Here is a 23273-nt window from a genome sequence, read left to right on the forward strand (position 1 = left end):
CAATCTGGGATACTCTTCGTCTTGGCGCCCGGCTCCGGGTTCGGCATAACCAAGGTGCACCCGCAGATTCCCGACCAGCTCTACCCTTGCCGCAGGGGGGCAAGGAGCTTCCCGCCTCCCCGAACATCGGCCTTCCGGGTACGCCAGGCCATGATCCAGCGCACGCATCAACCCGATTGGAGACCCTCTCGACATGGAAATCTACAAGGCGCAGCCGCGACAGCAGCAGCGCAGGTTGAAAAAAGCACCCACGCCCACCCTGAAGTACCTGCTCTGGGTCGCCGCCGGCGGCTCCACCCTCATGCTGCTCGCCTTCCTGGGATATTTCTTCTACCTCCTGGGGGCGCTCCCCAAGGTCGATCGTCTGGCCGACTACCGCCCCCCCATCCTCTCGCAGGTCTACGGCCAGGACGGCACGCTCGTCGGCGAGTTCTACCTGGAGCGACGCACCGTGGTGCCGGTGGACAAGATGCCCAAACGGCTGATCCAGGCCTTCGTGTCCGCCGAGGACTCCAACTTCTACCAGCACAAGGGGATCGACTACGTGGGCGTCGCCCGCGCCGCCTTCAAGAACCTGATCTCCATGCGCAAGAAGGAAGGGGCCTCCACCATCACCCAGCAGGTGGCGAAGTCCATGCTGCTCACGCCGGAAAAAAAGTTCTCCAGGAAGCTCAAGGAGGCGATCCTCGCCACGAGGATGGAGGAGCGGCTCACCAAGGACGAGATCCTCTACATCTACCTGAACCAGATCTACCTCGGTGCGGGGGCCTACGGCGTGCAGCTCGCGGCCGAGACCTACTTCGGCAAAGAGGTGGACAAGCTGAACCTGGCCGAGATGGCGATGCTCGCGGGGCTCCCCAAGGCGCCCAACAGCTACTCACCCATCAAGCACCTGGAAAGGGCCAAGGAGCGCCAGGGGTACGTCCTGGAGCGGATGGTGAAGGAAGGGTACATCACCCAGGCCGAGGCGGAGTACGCCAAGGCGACCCCGATCGTGATCCAGCCCCTCAAGAAGGTGAACGCCGAGCAGTCGGCCTACTTCCTCGAGCAGGTCAGGCAGCAGCTGGTCGAGAAGTACGGTGAGGAACGCATCTACAAGGACGGCTTGAAGATCTACACCACCATGAACGCCGAGATGCAGAAGGCCGCCTACGATTCCGTGGTGAACGGCCTCAAGGCGGTCGACAAGCGCCAGGGTTTCCGCGGCGCGGCCAAATACCTCTCCGAGGCCGAGGTGGAGCCTTTCTGCAAGAAGGTCGAGGACGACATCGACGAGCTCTCCCTGAAGCAGGGGGCGGTCTACCAGGGGGTGGTGACCGGGGTCGACCCGGCGAAACACGAACTGACGGTCCGGGTGGGCGACCGCACCGGCACGCTCCCTAAAAAGAACATGGACTGGGCCGGCCGCGTCGAGCTGGTCAACAGCTACGGGAAGCCGCAGGCCAAGCGGGCCATCGGCCTCGGCGCGGTGCTCGAGCTGCAGGTGAAGGAGCCGGACAAGAACCGCTCCGGCGCCGTGTTCGCCCTGGACCAGTCCCCCGAGGCGCAGGCGGCGCTGATCGCCATCGACCCCATGACCGGCGGCGTGCGCGCCATGGTCGGCGGGTACGACTACAAGAAGAGCCAGTTCAACCGCGCCATGCAGGCCAAGAGGAACCCCGGCTCCGCCTTCAAGCCGGTCATCTACGCCGCGGCCCTCGAGCACGGCATGACCACCGCGAGCATCATCGACGACTCCCAGGTGGAGTACGAAAGCGGCGGCGACAAGGCCTGGAAACCAAAGAACCACGACAACGTCTACCGCGGCCCGGTCACCATGCGCGAGGCCCTCACCAACTCCATCAACGTGGTCAGCGTGAAGATCCTGGAGCAGATCGGGGTCGGTAGCGCCATCGATTACGCGAAGAAGCTGGGGATCACCTCGCCCCTGGCCAGCAACCTCACCCTCGCCCTGGGGTCGTCCAGCGTCACGCCGATGGAGCTCACCAGCGCCTACGCGGTGTTCGCCTCCGGCGGCTACCGCACCACCCCCTACTTCGTCACCAAGGTGCTGGACCGCGACGGCAACGTGCTGGAAGAGGTGCAGGAGCCGAAGGTCCCCGTGTTCGGCCAGATGTCGAGTGTACCGGCCGATGGACCGGCGGAAGGGGAGGAGGGGAAGGCCCCGCCGGCCGTGCCGCAGCCGGGGCAGCCGGTGCTCTCCGAGGCGACCGGCGGCGTAATCCCGGCGATCCCGCCCGAGACCGCCTTCATCATGACCAACCTCATGCAAAGCGTCGTCTCCAGCGGTACCGGCGGGCGCGCGCGCGCCCTGGGGCGCCCGGTGGCGGGAAAGACCGGTACCACCAACGACATGAAGGACGCCTGGTTCGTGGGGTACGTGCCGCAACTGGTGGCGGGGGTCTGGGTCGGCTATGATCAGGAGAGGAGTCTTGGAGCCGGCGGCTCGGGCGGCCAGGCTGCGGCGCCGATCTGGACCGAGTTCATGCAGCGGGCCCTGGCCGGGATGCCGGTGAAGTCCTTCCCGACCCCGGGCAACGTCACCTTCGCGCTCATCGACCCGCGCAACGGCCGCCTGGCCAAGGAGGGAACCCCGGGAGCGGTGCAGGAGTGCTTCGTCTCGGGGACGGAGCCTACCAGCTACAGTGCCGAACCCGCAGTTGACGCGGTTTCAGCGCCGTAAATGACCGGTATTACAGGGTTTATCGGTGTCGGGGGCGGTTGTTTCGCCGCCCCAAACGGGTTCCCGTAAACCCTTGCCAGGAGCGGATCGAGGGGTCAAAATCGGGCTAGAACCGCTCCTGTCGCGGATAAAATGGAAGCCGGCACAAGAAAACCCTTGCAAATTACGAATATATGATTATAGTGGCGTTAATTTAATCCAGCCAAGGAGGGTCTCACATGACTAAAGCAGAACTGGTCGAAGCAGTGGCGAAGTCCGCAAACATCCCCAAGGCCGCAGCCGAGAAGGCCGTCGGTGCATTCATCTCCACCGTGAGCGGTGCGCTGAAGAAGGGCGACAGGGTAACCCTGGTAGGTTTCGGCAGCTTTGAAGTCGCGAGCCGTCAGGCCCGTACCGGCAGGAACCCGCAGACCGGCAAGGAGATCAAGATCGCCGAAGCCAAGGTGCCCAAGTTCCGCCCGGGCAAGGCCCTGAAGGATGCCATCGCTGCCAAGAAGAAGTAGTCTCTGACCAGCCAGCGACGTGCCCCTCCACGACTGTTGCTACGTCTCCGGCACGCACAGGGAACCCCGCCTCCAAAGCGGGGTTTTTTCGTGTAAACGTATACGTTGAAAAGAAAACTTGCCTTTACTGGGTTACTGTAGTAAAGCTGTTCGTCTGACTGACATCAGTTCCACCGGGGTAATACCCCTCCCATCGATCCAACCCCTCGCATTCAGGTTAATCCCCACGAGAAATGCGGCAGCAGCTAATTGGTTGGCAACGATGTATGGTTTGCCGGTCATATGGCGTGTTGCCGATAATATTCAGCTAAGCCTGCGACAATCGTTGTCGCGGCAGGTTTGGCACGCCCCACATTTCACCGCCTTCCGGCGCAGCAGCCACCTTTTCCCGTGGGGATTCCCGGGATACAGCGTGGCCCGGCTTTGTCGCGAGGGTACGTAAAGGAAACACATGTCTTTTGAATCACTGAATCTCTCCGCCCCTCTCCTCAAAGCAATCAGCGCCTGCGGCTACACCGAGCCGACCCCGATCCAGGCCGAGTCGATCCCGCTGGCGCTCTCCGGCCGCGACCTGATCGGCAGCGCCCAGACCGGCACCGGCAAGACCGCGTCGTTCGTCCTGCCTGCGCTGGAGCGCCTGCTGGTCCCGTCGCCGCTGCGCGGCAAGGGTCCGCGCATCCTCGTGCTCACACCGACCCGCGAACTCGCCATCCAGGTGGTGGACGCGGTCAGGACCTACGGCAAGTTCATGCGGGTGCGCTGCGGCTCCATCCTCGGGGGGATGCCCTACCGCGACCAGATGATGCTCCTGTCCAGCCCGGTCGACATCATCGTGGCCACCCCGGGGCGCCTGATCGACCACCTGGACCGCCGTTCCATCAACTTCTCCCGCCTGGAGATGCTGGTCCTGGACGAGGCGGACCGCATGCTGGACATGGGCTTCTCCGAGGACGTGGACCGCATCGCGGCCGCGGCCCCGACCGAGCGCCAGACCCTGCTCTTCACCGCCACCATGGATGACGCCATGGCGAAGCTCGCCCAGCGCCTGCTGAAGGACCCGGTCCGCGTCGCGGTAGACGTCAAGCAGATCACGAGCCTCCAGATCGAGCAGCGCCTGCACGTCGCCGACGACATGCGCCACAAGAACCGCCTGCTGCAGCACCTGGTCTCCGACGCCAGCGTCACCAAGGCGATCATCTTCTCGGCCACCAAGAGGGATGCCGACCAGCTCGCCTTCGAGCTCTACTCGCAGGGGCACGCCGCCGCCGCGCTGCACGGCGACATGTCGCAGGGGGCCCGCAACAAGACCATCACCAACATGCGCCGCGGCAAGGTGCGCCTTCTGGTCGCCACCGACGTCGCCGCCCGCGGCCTCGACGTCTCCGGTATCAGCCACGTCATCAACTACGACCTCCCGAAGTTCGCCGAGGACTACGTGCACCGTATCGGCAGGACCGGCCGCGCCGGCGCCACCGGCATCGCCATCTCCTTCTGCTCCATGAACGAGGTCGCCTACCTGGACCGCATCGAGCGCCTGACCGGCAAGCCGCTGCCCCAGCACGTCATCGAAGGGCTGGAACCGACCCGTCCGCTCAGAAGGAGCAGCTCCGGCCCCGGCGCCCGCAAGGGGCGTCCTGGCTTCGACCCGCGCAAGAAAGGTTTCGCACCCAAGGGACGTCCTGCCCAGGGGGCGCGTCCGGGACAAGGGAACAGCCGGCGCGATCCCCAGCCGTTGGTGGAATACCGCCGCGGCAGGGGCGGGGCAGGAAACTAGCCTTTTCCTTGCTTTAAGTCGTTGGTTTTGGTATCGTTTGCATCTGTGTATACGGCCCCCCGGCATCCTGCCGCGGGGGCCGCTTGCGAATGAGCGCCGCCGGCTTCCGGCAGCCATGAGAGATACGAAGGGGGTAGCAGATGTCAGCAGCAGTCGAACTTGGAAAGGGTCTCCACTGGATCGGGGTCAAGGATCCCAGCCTCACCGTCTTCGACGACCTCTTTCCCACCCAGTACGGTACCACCTACAACTCCTACCTGGTGCAGGGGGAGTCCCATATCGCCATCATCGATACGGTGAAGGCCAAGCGCTTCGACGAGTACCTGGAGAAGATCCGCTCCATCATCGATCCGGCCGACGTCGACTACATCGTCGTGAACCATTCCGAGCCGGACCACTCCGGTTCCCTGTCGCAGCTTCTGAAGCACTGCCCCAAGGCGACCGTGGTCTCCAGCCAGGCCGCGCGCACCTTCCTCGGGAACCAGATCCACCTTCCTTTCGAGTCCCGCATCGTCAAGGACAACGACCAGATCGACCTGGGGGGGCGCACCCTGCGCTTCATCGCCGCCCCCTTCCTGCACTGGCCTGATACCATGTTCACCCTGCTGGAAGAGGACCAGGTGCTCTTCTCCTGCGACGCCTTCGGCTCGCACTTCTCCCCGGACGGGCTTTTCGCCGACGAGTGCCCCGACTTCTCGGGCGAGACCCGCTTCTACTTCGACTGCATCATGCGCCCGTTCAAGGAGCGCATCCTGCAGGCGGTGGCGAAGCTGGACGGGGTCGAGTTGAAGATGCTCTGCCCGAGCCACGGCCCGGTGTACCGAAGCGACGCCAGGAAGGCGGTGGAACTGTACCAGAAGTGGTCCCAGCCCAAGGCGGCCGGGCGCCGCGTTGCCATCTTCTACATCTCCCCGCACGGCAATACCGAGCAGATGGCCGAGGCCGTGGCCAAGGGGGCCGGCGATGCCGGCGTCCACGTTACCCTGTGCCATATCAACCACGCCTCCGTCGCCGACATCCGCGACCTCATGGAGGAGTGCGACGGGCTCATCTTCGGCACCCCGACCATCAACCGCGACATCCCCAAGCCGATGTGGGACGTGCTCGCCTACCTCTCCACGGTGAGCCTGAAGGGGAACGTCGGCGGCGTCTTCGGCAGCTACGGCTGGTCCGGCGAGGCCTGCCGCATGGCCGAGGAGAGGCTGAAGAGCATGAACTTCAAGCTCCCCGCCCCCTTCGTGCGCACCCCCTTCATGCCCAAGCCCGAGGCGATCGCCGACTGCGAGGCCCTGGGACGTGCCGTCGCCGAAGAGGTCCTGAAAAAGTAACACCCGCCTCAACCCCTCTCCCCCCCCCGGGGAGAGGGTGCCCGCAGGGCGGGCGAGGGCAGGGCGCAGCGTCCCGATTTCCCTTCTTCTCCCTCTCCCGACCTCTTACCGCAAGACCCATCTCTACCCCATGCAGACAGACCACCCCCACATCGTAGAGGTCGCCATCCCGCTCCCACTGGAGGGAAGCTTCCACTACCTGGTGCCCGAGCGTCTGTCCCCAGCGGTATCCCCCGGCAAGCGTGTCCTGGTCCCCTTCGGGAGGCGCAAGGTCACCGGGTACCTGCTCGGCGACGCCGATGCGCCGGCTGCCGGTGAGCTCAAGGAAGTGCTCGAGGTCCTCGACGAGGAGCCGCTGTTCACCGCGGCCGAACTCGATTTCTACCGCTGGATCGCCGGCTATTACCTGCACCCCTTGGGCGAGGTGATCAAGATGGCGCTCCCGGCGGGCATCAATCTGGTGAGCCGCTACCGCTGCGAACAATCCGAGGACGGCACCCCGGTGCTCAAGGAGTACCTGGCCGGTGGGAAGAGCGTGCGCACCGAGCGGGTCTACACCGCGGTCCCGGACTGCACGCTCCGCCCGCGGGGCAAGGGGCTGGAGATCCTGGAATACCTGCTGGAGGTCGGCGAATGTTCCGGCCCTCAGCTCAGGGAGCGCTTCGGCCCCTGCACTTCCCAACTGGGGCGCCTGGTGGAGCTGGGGGCGGCGCACCTTTCCCAGCGCGAGGTGTACCGCGACCCGTTCAAGGCGAAGGAGTATGGCCACGACGGCCCCCTCCCCTTGAATCCGGCCCAGGCCGAGGCCCTGGCCAAGGTCGCCGCGGCGCTGGAAACGGGCGAGTTCTCTCCGTTTCTCTTGCACGGCGTCACCGGCAGCGGCAAGACCGAGGTCTACCTGCAGTCCATCGCGGTGGCGCTCGCCGCCGGCAGGAGTGCGCTGGTGCTGGTGCCCGAGATCGCCCTCACCCCGCAGCTGGTCGGGCGCTTCAAGCGCCGCTTCGACTGCGGCATCGCGGTGCTGCACTCCGGGCTTTCCGACGGGGAGCGCTTCGACGAGTGGCGCCGCATCCGGCGCGGCGAGGCATCCATCGTGATCGGTGCCCGCTCCGCCCTGTTCGCGCCGCTTGAGCGGATCGGGGTGATCGTGGTCGACGAAGAGCACGAGGGAAGCTACAAGCAGTCCGAGGGGGTGCGCTACAACGCGCGGGACCTCGCCCTGGTGCGGGGTAAGCTTGCCAAGGCCGTGGTGGTCCTCGGCTCGGCGACGCCGCTGGTGACCAGCTACCACGCCGCCCAGACCGGTCGTCTCGGCTACCTGCAGCTCCCGGACCGCGTGCGCGATCTCCCCATGCCGGAGACGAGGATGCTGGACGCGCGCAACCACAGGGGGGAGATCTTCCTCCCCGAGCTCATCGAGGCCATGGGGGAGAACCTTGACGCCGGCGGCCAGACCCTGCTCTTTTTGAACCGGCGCGGCTTCGCCACCTACCTTGTCTGCGAGACCTGCGGCCACGTGCTGCGCTGCCCCAACTGCGCGGTGACCCTCACCTACCACCGCATCAAGGGAAAGCACGTCTGCCACTACTGCGACTTCACCATGCTCCCCCCGAGCACCTGCCCCGACTGCCAAAGCGGCGCCATCACGTTGCTCGGGCGCGGCACCGAGCGGGTCGAGGACGAGGTGCAGAAGCTCCTTCCCGACGCGCGGGTCTCCCGCATGGACCGGGACTCCACCCGGGGCAAGGGAGGGCACGCACGGGTCCTTAAGGAGCTGGAGGAAGGGACGGTGGATATCCTGATCGGCACCCAGATGATCGCCAAGGGGCATGACTTCCCCGGGGTGACCCTGGTGGGGGTACTCTCCGCCGATGCATCCCTGAACCTCCCCGATTTTCGCAGCGCCGAGCGCACCTTCCAGCTGGTGACCCAGGTGATGGGGCGGGCGGGGCGCGGCGACAAGCCGGGACGGGTGCTGGTGCAGACGCTGGCGCCCGAACATTACGCGCTCACCCACGCGGTGGCGCACGACTATCTCGGCTTTTACCGGGAGGAGATCGCGTTTCGCGAGGAGGTGGGGTACCCTCCCTTCGCGCACCTGGCGGCGCTGACCTTTTCAGCGGTGGCGGCGGGGCAGGGGGAGAGCGCTGCCGCAGAGGCCGCGGCGCTTCTGCGCCGTATCAAGCGCGAGGCACGGCTCAGGGTGGAGGTGCTCGGGCCGGTCACGGCGCCGCTGGGGAAGGTGCGGGGGCGGTTTCGCTGGCAGATACTGTTGAAGGGGGTGGAGCGGGCCGACCTGCACCGGCTCCTCTTCCACTTCCGGGGCGGCTTCAGCCACCCCTCCACGGTGCGCCTCACCATCGACGTCGACCCGGTGGACATGCTGTAACGCCTGGCGCCTTCTCGCCCTCTTGATCTCTCCCTCTCCCGGGAGAGGGCCGGGGTGACGGCGCTGCCACGAAGTAGACACGCCCGGGCTTCCAACCCCCTCACCCCTTCCCCTCTCCCAAAGGGCGAGGGGTTTTTACTGCCCGGCGCAAAAACGGAAAAAAGGGCCTCCCGAATCGGGAGGCCCTTTTTTGTTGCATGGTTCAGCAGCCGCTTAGTGGTGCGGGTGCATGAAGGCGTAGATCATCAGCATCAGCAGGGTGATGCCGATGAACAGCGCGGTGAAGCCGAAGGTCTTCAGGCAGAAGTCGTAGAAGATGCCGGAAGACTTCTTGGCAGCGAACTTCTCGGTAATCCCTTCCTTCTCGTAACGGGCCCACTGGTCGCCACGCTCTTCCACGAACTCATGTTTGGACATCTGGCCGTTGAAGATGACGAAGTCCATCGGGAACTTCTCCGGACGCCCGTGGGTGTTGAAGAAGTGGACCGAGAAGATGAAGCCGGTAGCCAGCAGCGCCTCGTCGGAGTGAACGATGGTGGCCACGTTGAAGGCCCAGCCCGGCAGGAACATGCCGAAGAACTCGGGGAACCAAAGCATCAGGCCGGAGCCGCCGATGGCGAACATACCCCAGAAGACCGCGATGAAGTCGAATTTCTCCCAGTAGGTCCACCTTTCGAAGGCCGGTTTCGGCCCTTTGAAGAAGAACCAGCGGACCATGCCGATGACGTCGCTGATGTCGCGCAGGTTCGGGCAGAGGGAGTCAGGTCCGAACAGCCTCTGGAAGAAATTGCCCTTGATGTCCTTCCTGATGAGCAGGAAGTGGACGCTCATGACCAGGGCCATCGAGAAGTAGATGAAGGTGATGCCGGCGCAGATCCTGTGGAAGAAACCCGCGTTCGGCGCGCCGCCGTACAGATCCATCAGGAACTTCGCCCAGATCTGGTCGCTGAACTTGAGCGGCAGGCCGGTGAGGGAGAGGCCGAGGAAGCTGATGATGACCAGCAGGTGCATGAACACGTGGACCCTTCTGAAGCGGCGGTACTGCTTGTGCCCCTCGGGTACGTGGTGCAGGATGATGCCTTCTTCGAGTGCTGCGGCCTTCTCGCGGTTCTCAACGAAGCCGCGGATCATCCAGAGCAGGGTGTGGATCCAGAACACGGTGAAGGTGCCGACCAGCAGGCCGGTCATCGCGATGAAGGTGTAGAACAGGATGGGGTACTTCTCGCGGTCGTTGTGCTCGCCGTGGGCATAGAACTTCGTGAAGAGCATGCTCCCCTTGCGGTGGCACTTGGAGCAGGTCTGGACCAGGTTCGCCGGGTTGACGGAGGACTTGGGATCCTTGGACGGCAGGATCGCGTGGGCGGTGTGGCAGTCGGCGCAGCCGGCGACCTTCTCCGGGTAACCCAGGCGGTAGTTCTTGCCGTGGTAGCTCTCCATGTAGCTCTTGACGGCGACTTCGGAGATGTGGTTGCGCTCGACCAGTTTCTGGTCTGCGTGGCAGCGGAGGCAGACCTTGGTGTGGAACTCACGGTTCTCCTTGGAGTTCGGATCGCCCAGCGCCTTGATTTCGTGCAGGTTGTGGCAGTCGTTGCAAGCCGCCGAATCCTGGTTCCCGGCGAGTACGCCCTTGCCGTGTACCGACTGGCTGAAGCCGCGCTCGTCCTTGTGGCACTGGGTGCACTTGACGATGACCCTGCGCTTGTCCTTGTTCCAGTAGGTGTGGCTGTGCATGTCGGTGTGGCACTGTGCGCACCCGATGCCCTTCTCGCTGTGGATACTCTTGGCGTGCTCGGCGGCTTCCTTCTTGTGGCAGCGGACGCACTGTACCTTGCCCACCTTGATCTCGCCCCTCATGTGCTTGGCGAGCTCGACAATCTCGATGTGGCAGCTGGTGCAGCCGTTTTTGCCGTGCACGGAGTTGGCCATCTGCTCGGCGGAAATCTTGTTGCCGTGGCAGCCCAGGCAGGTTGCCGGGTCGATGGCCAGGCCCTGTGCGGCGAAACCGGGCCGGGCTAATGCTAGGAGCAGTAGCAGCGGGATGAGGCGTGTGAAGACTTGAACCATTGTATTCTCCTGTATTTAGGATCGTTTTAGAACGCTTTAATCTATTGGGGCGCTCGCAACGGCGCCTACTTTAATACGCGCGGCTTCATAAATCAACTGAAAAAGCGTCAATTAATAAGCAGGATACAACTTTGCTAACGCTGTTTTGCCGGATTGTCTGTCACGAACGATAACGACACAGTAATTATTGTGTACTGCTAATAGAAATTGGTTAAATGCCCGGTTTGACGTTACTGTAAAAGACGAACGGCAACTGTTGGTGCTGAAATTTTTATTAAATCGACAGAATGAAGAGGCGGGTAAATGAGTGCCGGTTGAATATAGATATTGTGTATACGGATCCGGCGGCGGTGTGGGCGGGGCGGGAAATCAAAGCGGAGTAAAAGGATCCAATTAAACCTGGCGGGCGGAGGCCAGCTGCACGATGCCTTCAGCGAGGGCGAATTCCAGGAACTCGCGGGCCTCGTCCACGGAGAGGCGGATCCTGCGGCAGAGGGCCTGTGCGGTTTGCTTTCCGTCCAGTGCCTGCAGCAGCTCGAAATAGGGAGGGGAGACCGACTCGGTGCAAACCTCGCCGTGCGCGGGGTAAATGAGGGCGCAGGAACCCGTCGCGTTGAAGCAGGCGGAGAATTCGGCCAGGTCAGGCTCGCCCGCGTCCAGGATCTCGAGTACCTCGTAGCTGAAGCGCGCCAGGGTGGTGCTGGCGGCGAGCACCAGCGGCTGCTTGAGCGGGTCGAGCAGGCTAAGTTGTTTCGGTGAGGGGGGCTCCGGAGGGGTGGCCATCAGCGCCGCGGCGTAGTGGTGGTGGTAGTCCGCGAGGTCGAGCGCCAGCGGCAGCAGCTTGGCTTTCTTCCTTTGCTTGAAGATCCTCTCCAGGAAGCTTCTCTGCAGCCCCCAGATCTCCTCCTCGGCGATGTCCGCCTCCCCGCGCTCCCCCAAGAAGGCGGCGAAGGCGGACAGGAAGGCGCTCGGGGTCAGCTTGAGGGGGGCGACGACCGAGTTGAACCAGGCGACCGCCTTGCCCCGGCTGTAAAAGACGTCACAGGCGGCGGCGAGACGGCCGGTTTGGTCCAACTGCTCCAGGGTGTAGCCGGCGGTGGCGTAGACCGTGTACGGCGGGTCCGCCAGGTGCCGCAGCCCGAGCGTTTGCGCCTTGCCGTAGAGCCTCGTCCCGGGGAGCACGGCCAGGGGAAAGATGTCCAAGTGGTTCGGGTAGAGCGAGAGGGCGAAATCGAGCGAAGAGCGGAACAGCTCGGGCGTGTCGCCGGGGAGCCCGTAGATCAGGTCGAAGCCGAAGATGGCGCCGCTTTGGTTCAAAAGAAAAGCGCGGTTGACGAAGTCCTCCCGGTCGAAGCCGCGACCGACGGCGCGCAGGACGGCGGCGTCGGCACTCTGCAGGCCGATCTGCAGCGAGCAGGTGATCGAGGCGAATAGTTCCGCCATCTCGGCGTCGATGAACTCGCTGCGCACCTCGAAGTGGAAGTGGATCCCGGGGGCCGTCTTCCGGATCAGGCGCAGGATCTCCTTCGCCCTCTTGGGGTCCTTGTTGAAGGTCGAGTCGAGCACGAAGATCTGGGGGACCTGGAGCCGCGCGAACAGGCGGAGTTCAGCCTCGATGCGCTCCATGGAGAAGCGGCGCACCCCGCCGCTTCCCTTGTGGTCGAAGCAGAAGGAGCAGGCGAAGTCACAGCCGCGCGAGAGCTGCCAGAGCGCACCGCCGGGGATGGTCGGGTCGAGCCGTCCGGACAGGTACGGGGACGGGACCGAGTCGAGGTCCAGCGGCGGGGGAAGGGTCGCCGCCGGCTCTCCCGGCAGCACGATACCCGGAACCCCCGCAGGTGTCCCACCCGCGGACAGCAGCCGGACCGCCTGCACCAGTGCCCCTTCGCCCTCGCCTCGCACCAGGAAGTCGAAGACTCCCTCATTGAGCAGACCCGCCGGGTTGGCGGTCGGCTCGGCGCCTCCGGCGCAAAGGACGGCGCCGGGAAGAAGCGAGCGCAACTCCCTGGCCACGGCTACGGCGTGGTCGCGGCTCCAGACGTAGACGGAGAAGGCGACCAGGTCGGGCGCGTTCACGGCGATTCCCCGGGCGCAGGTGGCGGCGTCGTCGTGCAGGAAGAACTCGGCGATGGTGGTCTGGAGCGACCCCTTCAGCGTCTGGTCGGCGAGGAGCGCTTCCTGCAAATAAGCGCAGGCCAGCGGCACCGCTTGCGGGGAAGGGTGGGGATGGATGGCAATAAGGGCTATTTTCATGTAGTCTTGGGGCGGGCCTTCAGGGAGGGCTTGCCGCCCTCGATCACCACGACGAAATCGACGTCGCGGCAACCGTACTTCTGCATCAGGACGGGCTTTTGCCGGTTGATCGCCTCGGCGACTTTCTCCCTGGTGACATTGTCCACAGGGAGGTTGCAGGCCAGGCGCGCGTTGACGTACTGCTGGAAGACGGATTCCACCTGGGCTTCGGGGGAGGCGGGCGTGGGGGTGGACTTGCTTGGCTTCTCGGCCTTTTCGGCCTGGTGCAGAGACATCCTGAAGCGGTCCCTCTGGAACTTCCCCTCTTCGATCAGACGGTTGGTGCGGGTCCACTTCTGCTTGTGCACGCTCAGCGTGGCGACCAGTGAATCGTACTTGAACCTCTGGCTGGTGTTCGGGATGCTGACGTTCTGGTAGCGTCTGACGGCCCGTTCCACCGCGTCGAGCAGCCGCAACGGCTCCCTCTTCTCGATTCCGAAGAAGTACTGTTCGTACTTGATGACAAGTTCGCGCAGGTCAAGCTCCAGCTTGGCTATGTCCTCGGCGACACCCATTCAAACCTCCACTGCAGGACTATAACGGTAAGTTACGGTTTAGTAAACGATAAAAAGCACATAGGTTGCGCGAATAGCGGGAGTGAAACAGCTTGACCTCACCAGGCATTATTGTTAATAAAGAACAATTTGCTCAGCGGCAAGGGGGACTACGATGAACAAGATATCTGCAATAGTGCTGGCAGCCGGCATGGGAACCAGGATGAAGTCGGACCTGGTCAAGGTGATGCACCCGGTGGCCGGCCCGCCGATGATTGAATGGCCGGTCGCCGCCGCCTTCGCCGCAGGAGTGGAGCGTTGCGTCCTGGTGGTGGGGCACCAGCAGGAAAAGGTGCGGGATTACTTTGCCGGGCGCACCGAGGTTGGGTTCGCGCTGCAGGCCGAGCAGCTCGGCACCGGACATGCCGTGCGCTGCGCCATGCCCGAGATCGAAGAGGATGCCGAGACCGTGCTCATCCTCTGCGGCGACACCCCGCTGCTCACCGCGGACAGCCTGCGCGGCATGCTCGACGCCCACCAGCAGAGCAAGGCATGCGTGACGGTCATGACCGCGACGCTGGATGACCCCTTCGGCTACGGCCGGATCGTCAAGGATGCGGACGGCAAGGTGGTCGCCATCACCGAGCAGAAGGATGCGAGCGAAGCGGAGCGCCTGATCCGGGAGGTGAATGCCGGCGTTTACTGTGTCGACCGTGGCTTCCTCGCGGAGGCGGTTGCCCGGCTCGAGAACAACAACGCCCAGAAGGAGTACTACCTCACCGACGTTGTGTGCCAGGCCAACGCCCGTGGGCTTGCCTGCCGCAGCTACCAGGTTGCCGACCCCCTGGAGATCTCCGGCGTGAACGACCGCGTCCAGATGGCCGACGCGGCGGCGGTGCTGCGCCAGCGCATCAACCGGGAGCTGATGCTCTCCGGCGTGACCATGATCGATCCCTCCGTGGTCTACATCGACCGCGGGGTCAAGATCGGCCGCGACAGCGTGGTCTACCCGGGCGCCGTCATCAAGGGGAACACGGTGATCGGCGAGCGCTGCAAGATCGGCCAGAACGCGCTGATCGAGGGGTGCCGGATCGCCGACGACGTAGTGGTCAAGGCGGGGAGCGTGCTGGAGGATTCCCTGGTCGGCCCCGAGGCGGCCATCGGGCCGATGGCCCACCTGCGCCCCGGCACCGAGCTTTCGGCGCAGGTGAAGATCGGCAACTTCGTCGAGACCAAGAAGGCCTTCATGGGAGTGGGGTCCAAGGCCTCGCATCTCACCTACCTGGGTGACGCCACCATCGGCCGCGACGTCAACATCGGCTGCGGTACCATCACCTGCAACTACGACGGGGTCAGAAAGCACAAGACCGTCATCGAGGACGGCGTCTTCGTCGGGAGCGACGTGCAACTGGTGGCCCCGGTCACGGTGGGGAGGAATGCCCTGATCGCGGCAGGCACCACGGTCACCAAGGACGTCCCCGCCGATTCCCTGGCCATCGCCCGCTCCCCCCAGGTGAACAAGGAAGGGTGGACGCTCAGGAAAAAATAACTGTTGCGGACCTGGCCGAGATGCTATCCTGTACCGTCTGGGCCTGCCCCATTGTTAATTAACAAATAGATTAAACGGAGTCATACATGTGCGGTATCGTTGGATTCACCGGGCGGCAGGAAGCCACCTCCATCATTATTGAAGGGTTGAGAAAGCTCGAATATCGTGGCTACGATTCCGCCGGTATCTGCACCATGAGCGACGGCAAGGCGAGCATCCGTCGCAGCGAGGGAAAGCTTTCCAACCTGGAGAAGCTCCTCGCCTCCAGCCCCGTGCTCGGCACCGTCGGCATCGGACATACCCGGTGGGCCACCCACGGCCGTCCCTCAGAGATCAACGCCCACCCGCACCAGGCCGGCCCCATCGTCGTGGTGCACAACGGCATCATCGAGAACTACCTGCAGCTGCGTGAGGGGCTCAAGGCGCAGGGGCATGTCTTCAAGAGCGAGACCGACACCGAGGTCATCGCGCACCTGATCGACCAGAAGATGAAGGAATGCGGCAGCTTCGAGGCCGCGGTGCGCCAGGCGTTGAGCATCCTTAAAGGGGCCTACGCCATCTGCATCGTGAGCGAGAGCGAGCCGGACCAGCTGATCGCGGCCAAGCACGGCGCCCCCATGGTGGTCGGGCTCGGGGACGGCGAGTTCTACGTCGCCTCCGACATCCCCGCGATCCTGTCCCACACCCGCTCCATGATCTTCATGGAGGACGGCGAGATGGTGGTGTTCAAGGGGGGAAGCGCCGAGTTCAGCAACGTCAACGGCGAAAAGCTGGAGAAGACCCCGCGCCACATCGACTGGTCGCCGCACATGGCGGAGAAGGGGGGCTACAAGCACTTCATGCTCAAGGAGATCTTCGAGCAGCCCCGCGCCGTGCGCGACACCATCGCCGGACGGCTCCGGGAGGAGCAGGGGGACGTCTACCTCGAGGACCTTTCCCTCAGCGACGCGCAACTGCAGAAGGTTAACCGCATCTGCATCATCGCCTGCGGCACCTCCTGGCATGCGGCGCTGGTCGGGAAATTCCTGATCGAGGAGTACTGCCGCGTTCCGGTCGAAGTGGACATCGCCTCCGAGTTCCGCTACCGCAACCCCGTGGTGGACGAGAACACCCTGGTGATGCTGATCTCCCAGTCCGGTGAGACCGCCGACACCCTGGCCGCCATGCGCGAATCCAAGCGCCGCGGCGGTACCTGCGTCGCCATCTGCAACGTGGTCGACTCCTCCATCGCCCGCGAGGCCGACGGCGTCATCTATACCCACGCCGGTCCCGAAATCGGTGTCGCCTCCACCAAGGCCTTCGTGACGCAGTTGATCGCCCTCTACCTGTTCACCATCCGCCTGGGGCGCTCCCGCGGCAAGATGGACCAGGAGCAGGGGAGAAAGCTCATCTCCGCCATCGTGCGCGTTCCGGGACTCATGGAAGAGGCCCTCAAGCTGAACGAGCAGGTGGAAAAGGTTGCGAGAAATTACATCTCCGCCCGCGATTTCCTCTACCTTGGGCGCGGAATGAACTACCCCATCGCCCTTGAGGGCGCGCTGAAGCTGAAGGAAATCTCCTACATCCACGCCGAGGGGTACGCCGCCGGCGAGATGAAGCACGGTCCCATCGCCCTCATCGACGAGCACATGCCGGTCGTGGTGCTGGTGCCGAAGGGAGCGACCTACGACAAGGTCTTCTCCAACATGGAAGAAGTCATCGCCCGCGGCGGCCGCGTCATTGCGGTCTGCTCCAAGGGTGACGCCGAGGTCGCCGGCAAGGTCGAGGTCGCGCTGGAGATCCCGGAGGACGGCGAGGAAGTCATGCCGATCATCATCTCGATCCCAATGCAGCTTTTGGCCTATCACGTCGCCGTCCTGAAAGGGACCGACGTCGACCAGCCCCGCAACCTGGCCAAGAGCGTCACGGTCGAATAAACCGATTCGCACGCCGGGCCAGACGACATAGCCAATTTCACCTGACCAAAAGACCCCGGCCGCCGAAAGGCGCCGGGGTCTTCACGTTTCCACACTATCCACCCGGCTTGTCGGCAAAGAGATGGCCATAGAAATCGGCGCGAGCGTGAATCAACTTACCTAGTACACTATAAGAGCGGGACCAAAACCGATCTCAGCATCATCAAAAGACTAGCGAGGTGGAGATATGACCGTTCTGGTAGGTCGTGAAATATGGGATGCCATCAATCGAGGGGAGATAAGCATCGACCCTTTGCAGGATTCACAGGTAGGCCCGGGGTCGGTTGATCTCACCTTGGGCAACGAATTCAGGATCTTCAAGAAAGAGACGGGGGTGTGTCACGTACACAACGAATCTGACTTTGCCGATGTCACCGAAGCCGTGTCGGTCGCGGATGGAGACTACATAACCATAGCCCCCTGCGAGATGATCCTGGGCATCACCAGGGAGAGGATCACCCTGTCCGAGACCATGGCGGGGTGGCTGGAGGGGAGGAGCCGTTTCGCCCGCTTCGGGTTGGCGGTCCACGTCACCGCCGGCTTCATGCAGCCGGGCATTTCAAACCAGCAGGTGCTGGAAATCGTTAACCTGGGGCACAAGACCCTGGCGCTTTATCCCGGGACGAGAATCTGCCAGTTCGTCTTCGAGCGCTGCCTGGGAGCTGCGAAATATAAGGGACGGTTCGTCGACCAGGTCAAACCGTGACCAATGCGCGCCCGCGCAGTCGCAGGATCGAAACGGGAACCGGGTCTCGGGGCAAAAGAAGGGAATAATGGAAACAGCCGATTCTTTTTTCCCAGGTTTTTCAAGCTGTTAAGAGAATCGACACACACGGTTCCGGGTCACTTCCCGGCGAACCGGACCTGGCACTTAAGCCCCGCCGGTAGTTGGTGTTTCGGGTTTTTCACCTCCACCCGGACCCCGTACATCCCTCCCGCGTCGACCACCGGGTCGATGACCTTGACCACACCCCGGTATTCTCCCTTCCCCGGCGGCTCCGGGCGTATGAACGCCTTGTCACCCACCTTGATACTGCGCAGTTGCGCGGCCGGAACGTAGATCTCGGCGTTGATCGGGTCGATCTGTGCCAGCTTCATGATGGGTTTCTCCTCGACCCGCTCTCCCGGCGAAAGGAACCGCTGCACCACGACCCCGTCCACTGTGGTCCTGATGGTGCGCCGGGCCAGGAACTGGACCGCTTCGTCGTACTCGCGCTGCGCCACCTTCACGGCCGTCTCGGCCTCGTCGATCTCCTGCGAAGAGATGATCCCCTTCTTGAAAAGCTGCTTCTTGTGCTCCTGTTCCCGGGCCAGGTATTCGAGCCGCTCCCGCTTGAGCTCCTTGGTCTGCTGCTCCACCTTGGAGTCCAGGCGGGCGATGACCTCCCCCTTCTTGACGTAATCCCCGCGGTCGACCGGCACCTCGGCGAGCACGCCGATAACCTCGCTTCCCACGTTGACTGTCATGTAAGGGGCCAAGTAGCAGTCCAAATCCTGCGGCAGAGCGGTTGCGACAGTGGCCAGAACAATCACGACAGCAGGTAAAATGGGAAACAGTGTCATAGCCGTTCCTCGGTTTGGGATAGCAACGGACCCAGCAATTATGGGTGCAGTTGCAGTGCTGTCAACTGATGCTCATGGGCTCTCACTGATACTGTCGATATCCTTGCCATGTCTGTGTCGTTATTCTTTACAAGACAATGGGACATATTTGATCCAATTCAATTAAAACTCATGTGGTTTGAATCAGTTTTGGGCAGGTGCCCGGTCGACCAACCATTGGCACAGAAGATGCTCTATTACCAATTGGTGGAGTTCACCCTGAACTCATCCCGGGCTCCCCATTGCCTTTGGTGCCGTTCGCCCCCTTCGGCCTGGCGACGGTGAGCCGCACCCTGCAGCCGCAACTCCCCGAATACCTGCTGGCGCTCGCGAAGAGCGACGGTTTCGACCAGACCCTGGTCCAGGGCGTCAGCGATACCGCCCGCCAGGGCGAGCCCTACGCGGAACTGGGCATGGTACGGCAGCAGGATCCGGCCTGGCAGGACCAGACCGGCGCGCCGCGCGACATCCAGGCCGGCAACATCCCGGGCGGCAAGCGCGACGTGATCAGGAGCTCCGACTTCAACAACGGCAGCACCCAGGCCTTCTTCGCCGACAGCGGCAAGTGGAGCGTGGTCAACGGCAGCCTCAGGGTCGAGGCGACCAGCAGCGCCACCGACGCGGTGGCGGTCTACGATGTCGGCCAGTACCTCCCCAACTACTACGAGGTGCTCGCGACCCTCAAGGCGGACAAACCGACCGCCGGTTGGAAGGCGAACGCCTACATCATCTTCGACTACGTGAGCCCGACCGACTACAAGTTTGCCGGCGTGAACATCTCGACCAACAAGTTCGAGATGGGGCACCGCACCTCCTCCGGTTGGGTGGTGGACGCCCAGACCCCGCTGCAGGTGAAGCCGAACAGCACCTACAACCTCATGGTGGCGGTGAACGGCACCACGGCGACGCTGCTTCTGGACAACACCAAGCTGTTCAGCTACGCCTTCGCGGCCCGCGTCGTCGACGGCATGAGCTTCGGCCTCAACTACGGCATGATCGGCATGGGGAGCGTGGGGGCCAAGGGGTACTTCGACAACGTCGCGGTGCAGAAACTGGCGCCGGTCTTCACCTACACCGGTATGGAAAACTTTGACGCCGCCCCGAGCCTCTTCACCGAACAGCGGACCGGGAGCTGGACCACTTCCGGCGGCTACTTTACGGCCACCCCGACCACAGCCCCGGCGGTGAACTTCATCGACCTGAGCCAGGCGGCGGGTGTCCCGGCCGGCACCTTCTCCATCAGCCCCTCCTCGGTGCTGGTCCTTGAAACCAAGCTCCATTCCACCGGCACGGCGGGTGTGGTGTTCGATGCCTACGGCACGGACAACTATAAGTTCGCCGCCTACAACGCGACCACCAAGGAAGTGGTTATCGGCCACGTGCAGAAGGGGAACCTGGTCATCGATACCAGGATCTCCCGGACCCTGACCGCCGGCGACCATACCCTGGGCGTCACCATCAAGGGGACCACGGTGAGCGTCACCGTCGACACCCAGGCGGTGCTCGGCTACACCTTCAATGCCCTCTCCGTCGACGGTAAGATGGGGCTCTTCGCCCAAGGCGCCGCCGGCTACTTCGACAGCTTCACCGTCAAGACCGACGACCCGGCCTTCACCAAGGTCCAGGCCATGATGGCGGCGGCACCTGCCGATGCGGCACAGGTGGGTGGCGGCGACGTTCTCACCGCCGATAGCTTGGCGCCCATCATCCCGGTGGCGATCGAGTACTGGAAAATCGCCCTGCAGTTGGACGAGCAGGCGGTTGCCGGGCTGCAGAACCTGAAGTTCGTGGTGGCGGACCTGGACGGCCTCACCCTGGCCCAGCGGGTGGGCGACACCATCTGCCTCGACCGTGATGCGGCAGGCTACGGCTGGTTCGTGGACGGCACCCCCGAGGAGAGCGCCGAGTTCGTCAGAAACGACAGTGGCGACTTGGTGGCCCGGAGCGACAGCGCGGCCGCCGGCAACATGGACCTCTTGACCGTTGTGGTCCACGAGGTGGGGCACGTCCTGGGCGTCCCGCATCTGCTCACCGGTGACGATGCCGTGATGGCCCCGACCCTGGACGCCGGCGAACGCGAGACGGCGTCGGTGGCGGGTTACCAGTACGAGGCGCTCCTCTATGACGAGAACAGCGGCAGGTTCGTCCCGGCGGCGGAACTCACCGGGAAGCATGCGGGCGCGCCGGTGGTCGACTGGACCCGGAGCCCGAAACATCCGGCGGGGCTGCCGGGTTGGGTGGTCAACCTGTAGGTCTAACCGGGAATCCGGGGAACAGAGCTTTTAGAAGCTTTCTGCTTGGAAACTGATTGGGCATCATCTTCCGCCGCGTCCACCATCCCCTCTCCCACAGGGAGAGGGGACCAGAGGGAGATTGTCGCCGATCAGAAATTTGAATAGGAGGGGTTATGGCTGACAAGGACAAGAAGGACGAAACCGCCGGAACCGGAACCAACGTCCCGGTCGTCAAGTGGGATGACAGCGCCATGGGGACGAGCTACGCCAACGTCTGCAACGTGACCAGCACCCGCGAGGAGGTGACCCTGCTGTTCGGGACCAACCAGACCCTCTACGCGGGGCAGCAGGAGGTCACCGTGAAACTCGGCAACCGGATCATCCTCAGCCCCTACGCGGCGAAGCGGCTCTGCAAGCTCCTGGAACACGTGGTCGGCCAGTACGAGGCGCGCTTCGGCGAGCTGAGCCTCGGCCACGCGGTCCAGACCACGGAGAAATAGTGCCATGCCCGACACACCTTTTCCTTCAGTGCATCCCGCCCGTCCTCACGGCGACGAGAGCTGGGCCGCCTACAGCGACCCGTCGCTTTGGTCCTACCTCGTGGACGAGGCATCCGACATCGAGTTCTGCAGCGCGTGGCTGCAGCTCATGTCGAAGATCATCTCCGGCGTGAGGACCGGGGTCGTGGTCCTCTCCCAGGGGGAAGACGCCCCCTTCGTCCCGGTCGCCGTCTGGCCCGCCAGCGGCGCCGAAACCATGAAGCACACCGCCGTCATCGAGCGAGCGGCCAAGGAGCGCAAGGGGGTGGTGATCCGCGACGGCGGCGAGGCGGTCGGGCCGCTCAACACCGAGCCCCTGCTCTGCATCGCCTTCCCGGTGCTGAGCGCGGAGCGCATCTTCGGGGTCATGGCGCTGCGCGTCACGCAGCGCAGCGGTGACGCGCTCCAGGTTGCCATGCGCCAGCTGCAGTGGGGCACCTCCTGGATCGAGAGCCGGATGCTCAAGCGCGAGATACAACTGGCCCGTCAAGCCAACGAGCGCGTATCCGGCGCCCTCGAGTTCGTGGCGGGGGTGCTGGAGGAACCCCGCTTCAGCGCGGCCGCCTCTTCCTTCGCCACCCTCCTCGCCACTCGCCTTACGGCCGACCGGGTGAGTGTCGGCTTCGTCAAGGGGCGCCACGTCAAGGTGCGGGCGCTCTCCCACAGCGCCCAGTTCAAGGAGCGCATGAACCAGGTGCGTGCCGTCGCCTCCGCCATGGACGAGAGCCTGGACCAGGAACGCTCCGTCGCCCTTCCCGCGCCAAACGGGGGAGGCCCCGTGGTCTGCCGGGTGCACGGGGAACTTTCCGCAGGCGAGGGTGAGCGCGCCATCTGCACCGTCCCCTTCTTCGATTCCCAGGGGAGGGGACTGGGTGCCATCACGTTGGAGCGTCCGCTGTCATCTCCCTTCACACCCCACGAGATCGAGTTCTGCGAGGTGGTGGCAGCGGTGGTGGGGCCGATCCTTGAGGAGAAGTTGCGGCTGGACCGTCCGGTCCTCGTGCATGCGGCGATCGCCGCCGGCGACCAGTTGGGGAAGCTGTTCGGGCGGGGGCACCTGGTCTACAAGACCGCCTTCGTGCTGCTCCTTGCGCTGGTCGCCTTTTTCTGCGTAGCCAAAGGCGACTACCGGATTTCGGCGCGTACCACGATGGAAGGATCGCTGGTGCGCGCCATTACCGCACCCTACGACGGGTTTATCGCCGAGGCGCCGGCCCGGCCGGGCGACGTCGTGCGCAAGGGAGCGCCCCTGGCCCGCCTGGACGACCGCGAGAAACGCCTGGAACGCCTGAAGACCTACAGCCTTTCCGAACAGTACTCCCGCCAGTACCGCGAGGCGCTGGCCAACGGCGACACGGTGCAGATGCGGGTGTTGAAGCAGCAACTGGAACAGGCGCGGACCCAGCTGAAGCTCCTGGACGAGCAGCTCGGCCGCTCGCGCCTCACCGCCCCCTTCGACGCGGTCGTCTTGTCGGGTGATCTCAGCCAGTCGCTGGGCGCGCCGGTCGACCGGAACAAGGTCCTCTTCGAGGTGGCGCCGCTGCAGGATTACCGGGTCAGGCTGTACGTGGACGAGCAGCGCGTCTCCGACCTGAAGCTGGGACAGCGGGGCATGCTGGTGCTCAATTCCCTTCCCGACAGCGATTTCCCGATCACGGTCAGGAAGATCACCCCCATCGCCATGACCGTGGAAGGGAAGAACCAGTTCCTGGTCGAGGCGTCCCTGGACCGCCTGAGCGCCAGGATCAGGCCGGGCATGGAAGGGGTGGGCAAGATCTTCGTGGAGAGGCGCCTGCTCTTCTGGATCTGGACCCATGAGATGGTCGACTGGCTGCGCCTTTGGGCGTGGTCCTGGCTCCCGTAGGTG

General features: G+C 63.9%; 15 protein-coding genes. 11 read left to right on the top strand and 4 right to left on the bottom strand.

From position 1 onward, the window contains the following. Nucleotides 1–193: 193 nt before the first annotated feature. From KP003_RS20665 to priA, 5 genes are all read left to right on the top strand, one after another. Nucleotides 194–2683 (top strand): penicillin-binding protein 1A, encoded by a 2490-nt coding sequence (locus KP003_RS20665; protein WP_216497017.1) that lies wholly within the window; start codon nt 194–196, stop codon nt 2681–2683. Between the two features lie 218 nt (nt 2684–2901). Beyond that, nucleotides 2902–3186, top strand: a complete 285-nt coding sequence (locus KP003_RS20670; RefSeq protein WP_015718556.1) for an HU family DNA-binding protein — start codon at nt 2902–2904, stop codon at nt 3184–3186. A gap of 451 nt (nt 3187–3637) precedes the next feature. Continuing rightward, complete coding sequence (locus KP003_RS20675) at nt 3638–4960, top strand: DEAD/DEAH box helicase (protein WP_216497016.1); 1323 nt, start codon at nt 3638–3640, stop codon at nt 4958–4960. 140 nt (nt 4961–5100) lie between these two features. Continuing rightward, nucleotides 5101–6288 carry an FprA family A-type flavoprotein gene (locus tag KP003_RS20680; protein WP_216497015.1) on the top strand — a complete coding sequence of 396 codons (1188 nt, stop codon included), beginning with the start codon at nt 5101–5103 and terminating at the stop codon, nt 6286–6288. A 130-nt stretch (nt 6289–6418) separates the two neighbouring features. Then, the gene (gene priA, locus KP003_RS20685) at nt 6419–8677 is read left to right on the top strand and encodes a replication restart helicase PriA (RefSeq protein ID WP_216497014.1); all 2259 of its coding nucleotides are present in this window, start codon (nt 6419–6421) and stop codon (nt 8675–8677) included. A gap of 213 nt (nt 8678–8890) precedes the next feature. On the opposite strand, the gene KP003_RS20690 is transcribed toward priA, so the two are convergent. The 3 genes from KP003_RS20690 to KP003_RS20700 form a co-directional block, all read right to left on the bottom strand. Beyond that, nucleotides 8891–10741 carry a cytochrome c3 family protein gene (locus KP003_RS20690; RefSeq protein WP_216497013.1) on the bottom strand — a complete coding sequence of 617 codons (1851 nt, stop codon included), beginning with the start codon at nt 10739–10741 and terminating at the stop codon, nt 8891–8893. Nucleotides 10742–11134: 393 nt separating this feature from the next. Continuing rightward, nucleotides 11135–12994, bottom strand: coding sequence for a B12-binding domain-containing radical SAM protein (locus KP003_RS20695; protein WP_216497012.1), 1860 nt, complete (start codon nt 12992–12994; stop codon nt 11135–11137). Then, nucleotides 12991–13548, bottom strand: a complete 558-nt coding sequence (locus tag KP003_RS20700; protein ID WP_216497011.1) for an MXAN_5187 C-terminal domain-containing protein — start codon at nt 13546–13548, stop codon at nt 12991–12993. Before KP003_RS20700 ends, KP003_RS20695 begins: the two co-directional genes overlap by 4 nt. A gap of 154 nt (nt 13549–13702) precedes the next feature. Here KP003_RS20700 and glmU point away from each other — a divergent pair, with 154 nt between their 5' ends. The 3 genes from glmU to dcd all read left to right on the top strand — a co-directional run bounded on the left by glmU (nt 13703) and on the right by dcd (nt 17737). Next, nucleotides 13703–15076: a bifunctional UDP-N-acetylglucosamine diphosphorylase/glucosamine-1-phosphate N-acetyltransferase GlmU gene (gene glmU, locus KP003_RS20705; RefSeq protein ID WP_216497010.1), complete on the top strand. Its 1374-nt coding sequence runs from the start codon at nt 13703–13705 to the stop codon at nt 15074–15076. A gap of 86 nt (nt 15077–15162) precedes the next feature. Then, a complete protein-coding gene (gene glmS, locus KP003_RS20710; RefSeq protein WP_216497009.1) occupies nt 15163–16992 on the top strand; it encodes a glutamine--fructose-6-phosphate transaminase (isomerizing) in 1830 nt (609 codons plus the stop codon). Between the two features lie 226 nt (nt 16993–17218). After that, entirely contained in the window at nt 17219–17737 is a 519-nt protein-coding gene (dcd, locus tag KP003_RS20715; RefSeq protein ID WP_216497008.1) for a dCTP deaminase, read from the top strand. Between the two features lie 137 nt (nt 17738–17874). Here dcd and KP003_RS20720 read toward each other — a convergent pair whose 3' ends face one another. Next, complete coding sequence (locus KP003_RS20720) at nt 17875–18498, bottom strand: efflux RND transporter periplasmic adaptor subunit (RefSeq protein WP_217300197.1); 624 nt, start codon at nt 18496–18498, stop codon at nt 17875–17877. A 386-nt stretch (nt 18499–18884) separates the two neighbouring features. On the opposite strand from KP003_RS20720, the gene KP003_RS20725 reads away from it, so the two are divergent. The 3 genes from KP003_RS20725 to KP003_RS20735 all read left to right on the top strand — a co-directional run bounded on the left by KP003_RS20725 (nt 18885) and on the right by KP003_RS20735 (nt 23270). Beyond that, nucleotides 18885–20885, top strand: a complete 2001-nt coding sequence (locus KP003_RS20725; RefSeq protein ID WP_239027676.1) for a matrixin family metalloprotease — start codon at nt 18885–18887, stop codon at nt 20883–20885. Nucleotides 20886–21040: 155 nt separating this feature from the next. Continuing rightward, a complete protein-coding gene (locus KP003_RS20730) occupies nt 21041–21367 on the top strand; it encodes a DUF3467 domain-containing protein (RefSeq protein ID WP_216497005.1) in 327 nt (108 codons plus the stop codon). A 4-nt stretch (nt 21368–21371) separates the two neighbouring features. Further along, nucleotides 21372–23270: a GAF domain-containing protein gene (locus KP003_RS20735; protein WP_216497004.1), complete on the top strand. Its 1899-nt coding sequence runs from the start codon at nt 21372–21374 to the stop codon at nt 23268–23270. The last annotated feature ends 3 nt before the right edge of the window (nt 23271–23273 follow it).

This window comes from Geomonas diazotrophica (assembly GCF_019063885.1).
Taxonomy (GTDB): Bacteria; Desulfobacterota; Desulfuromonadia; order Geobacterales; family Geobacteraceae; genus Geomonas; species Geomonas diazotrophica.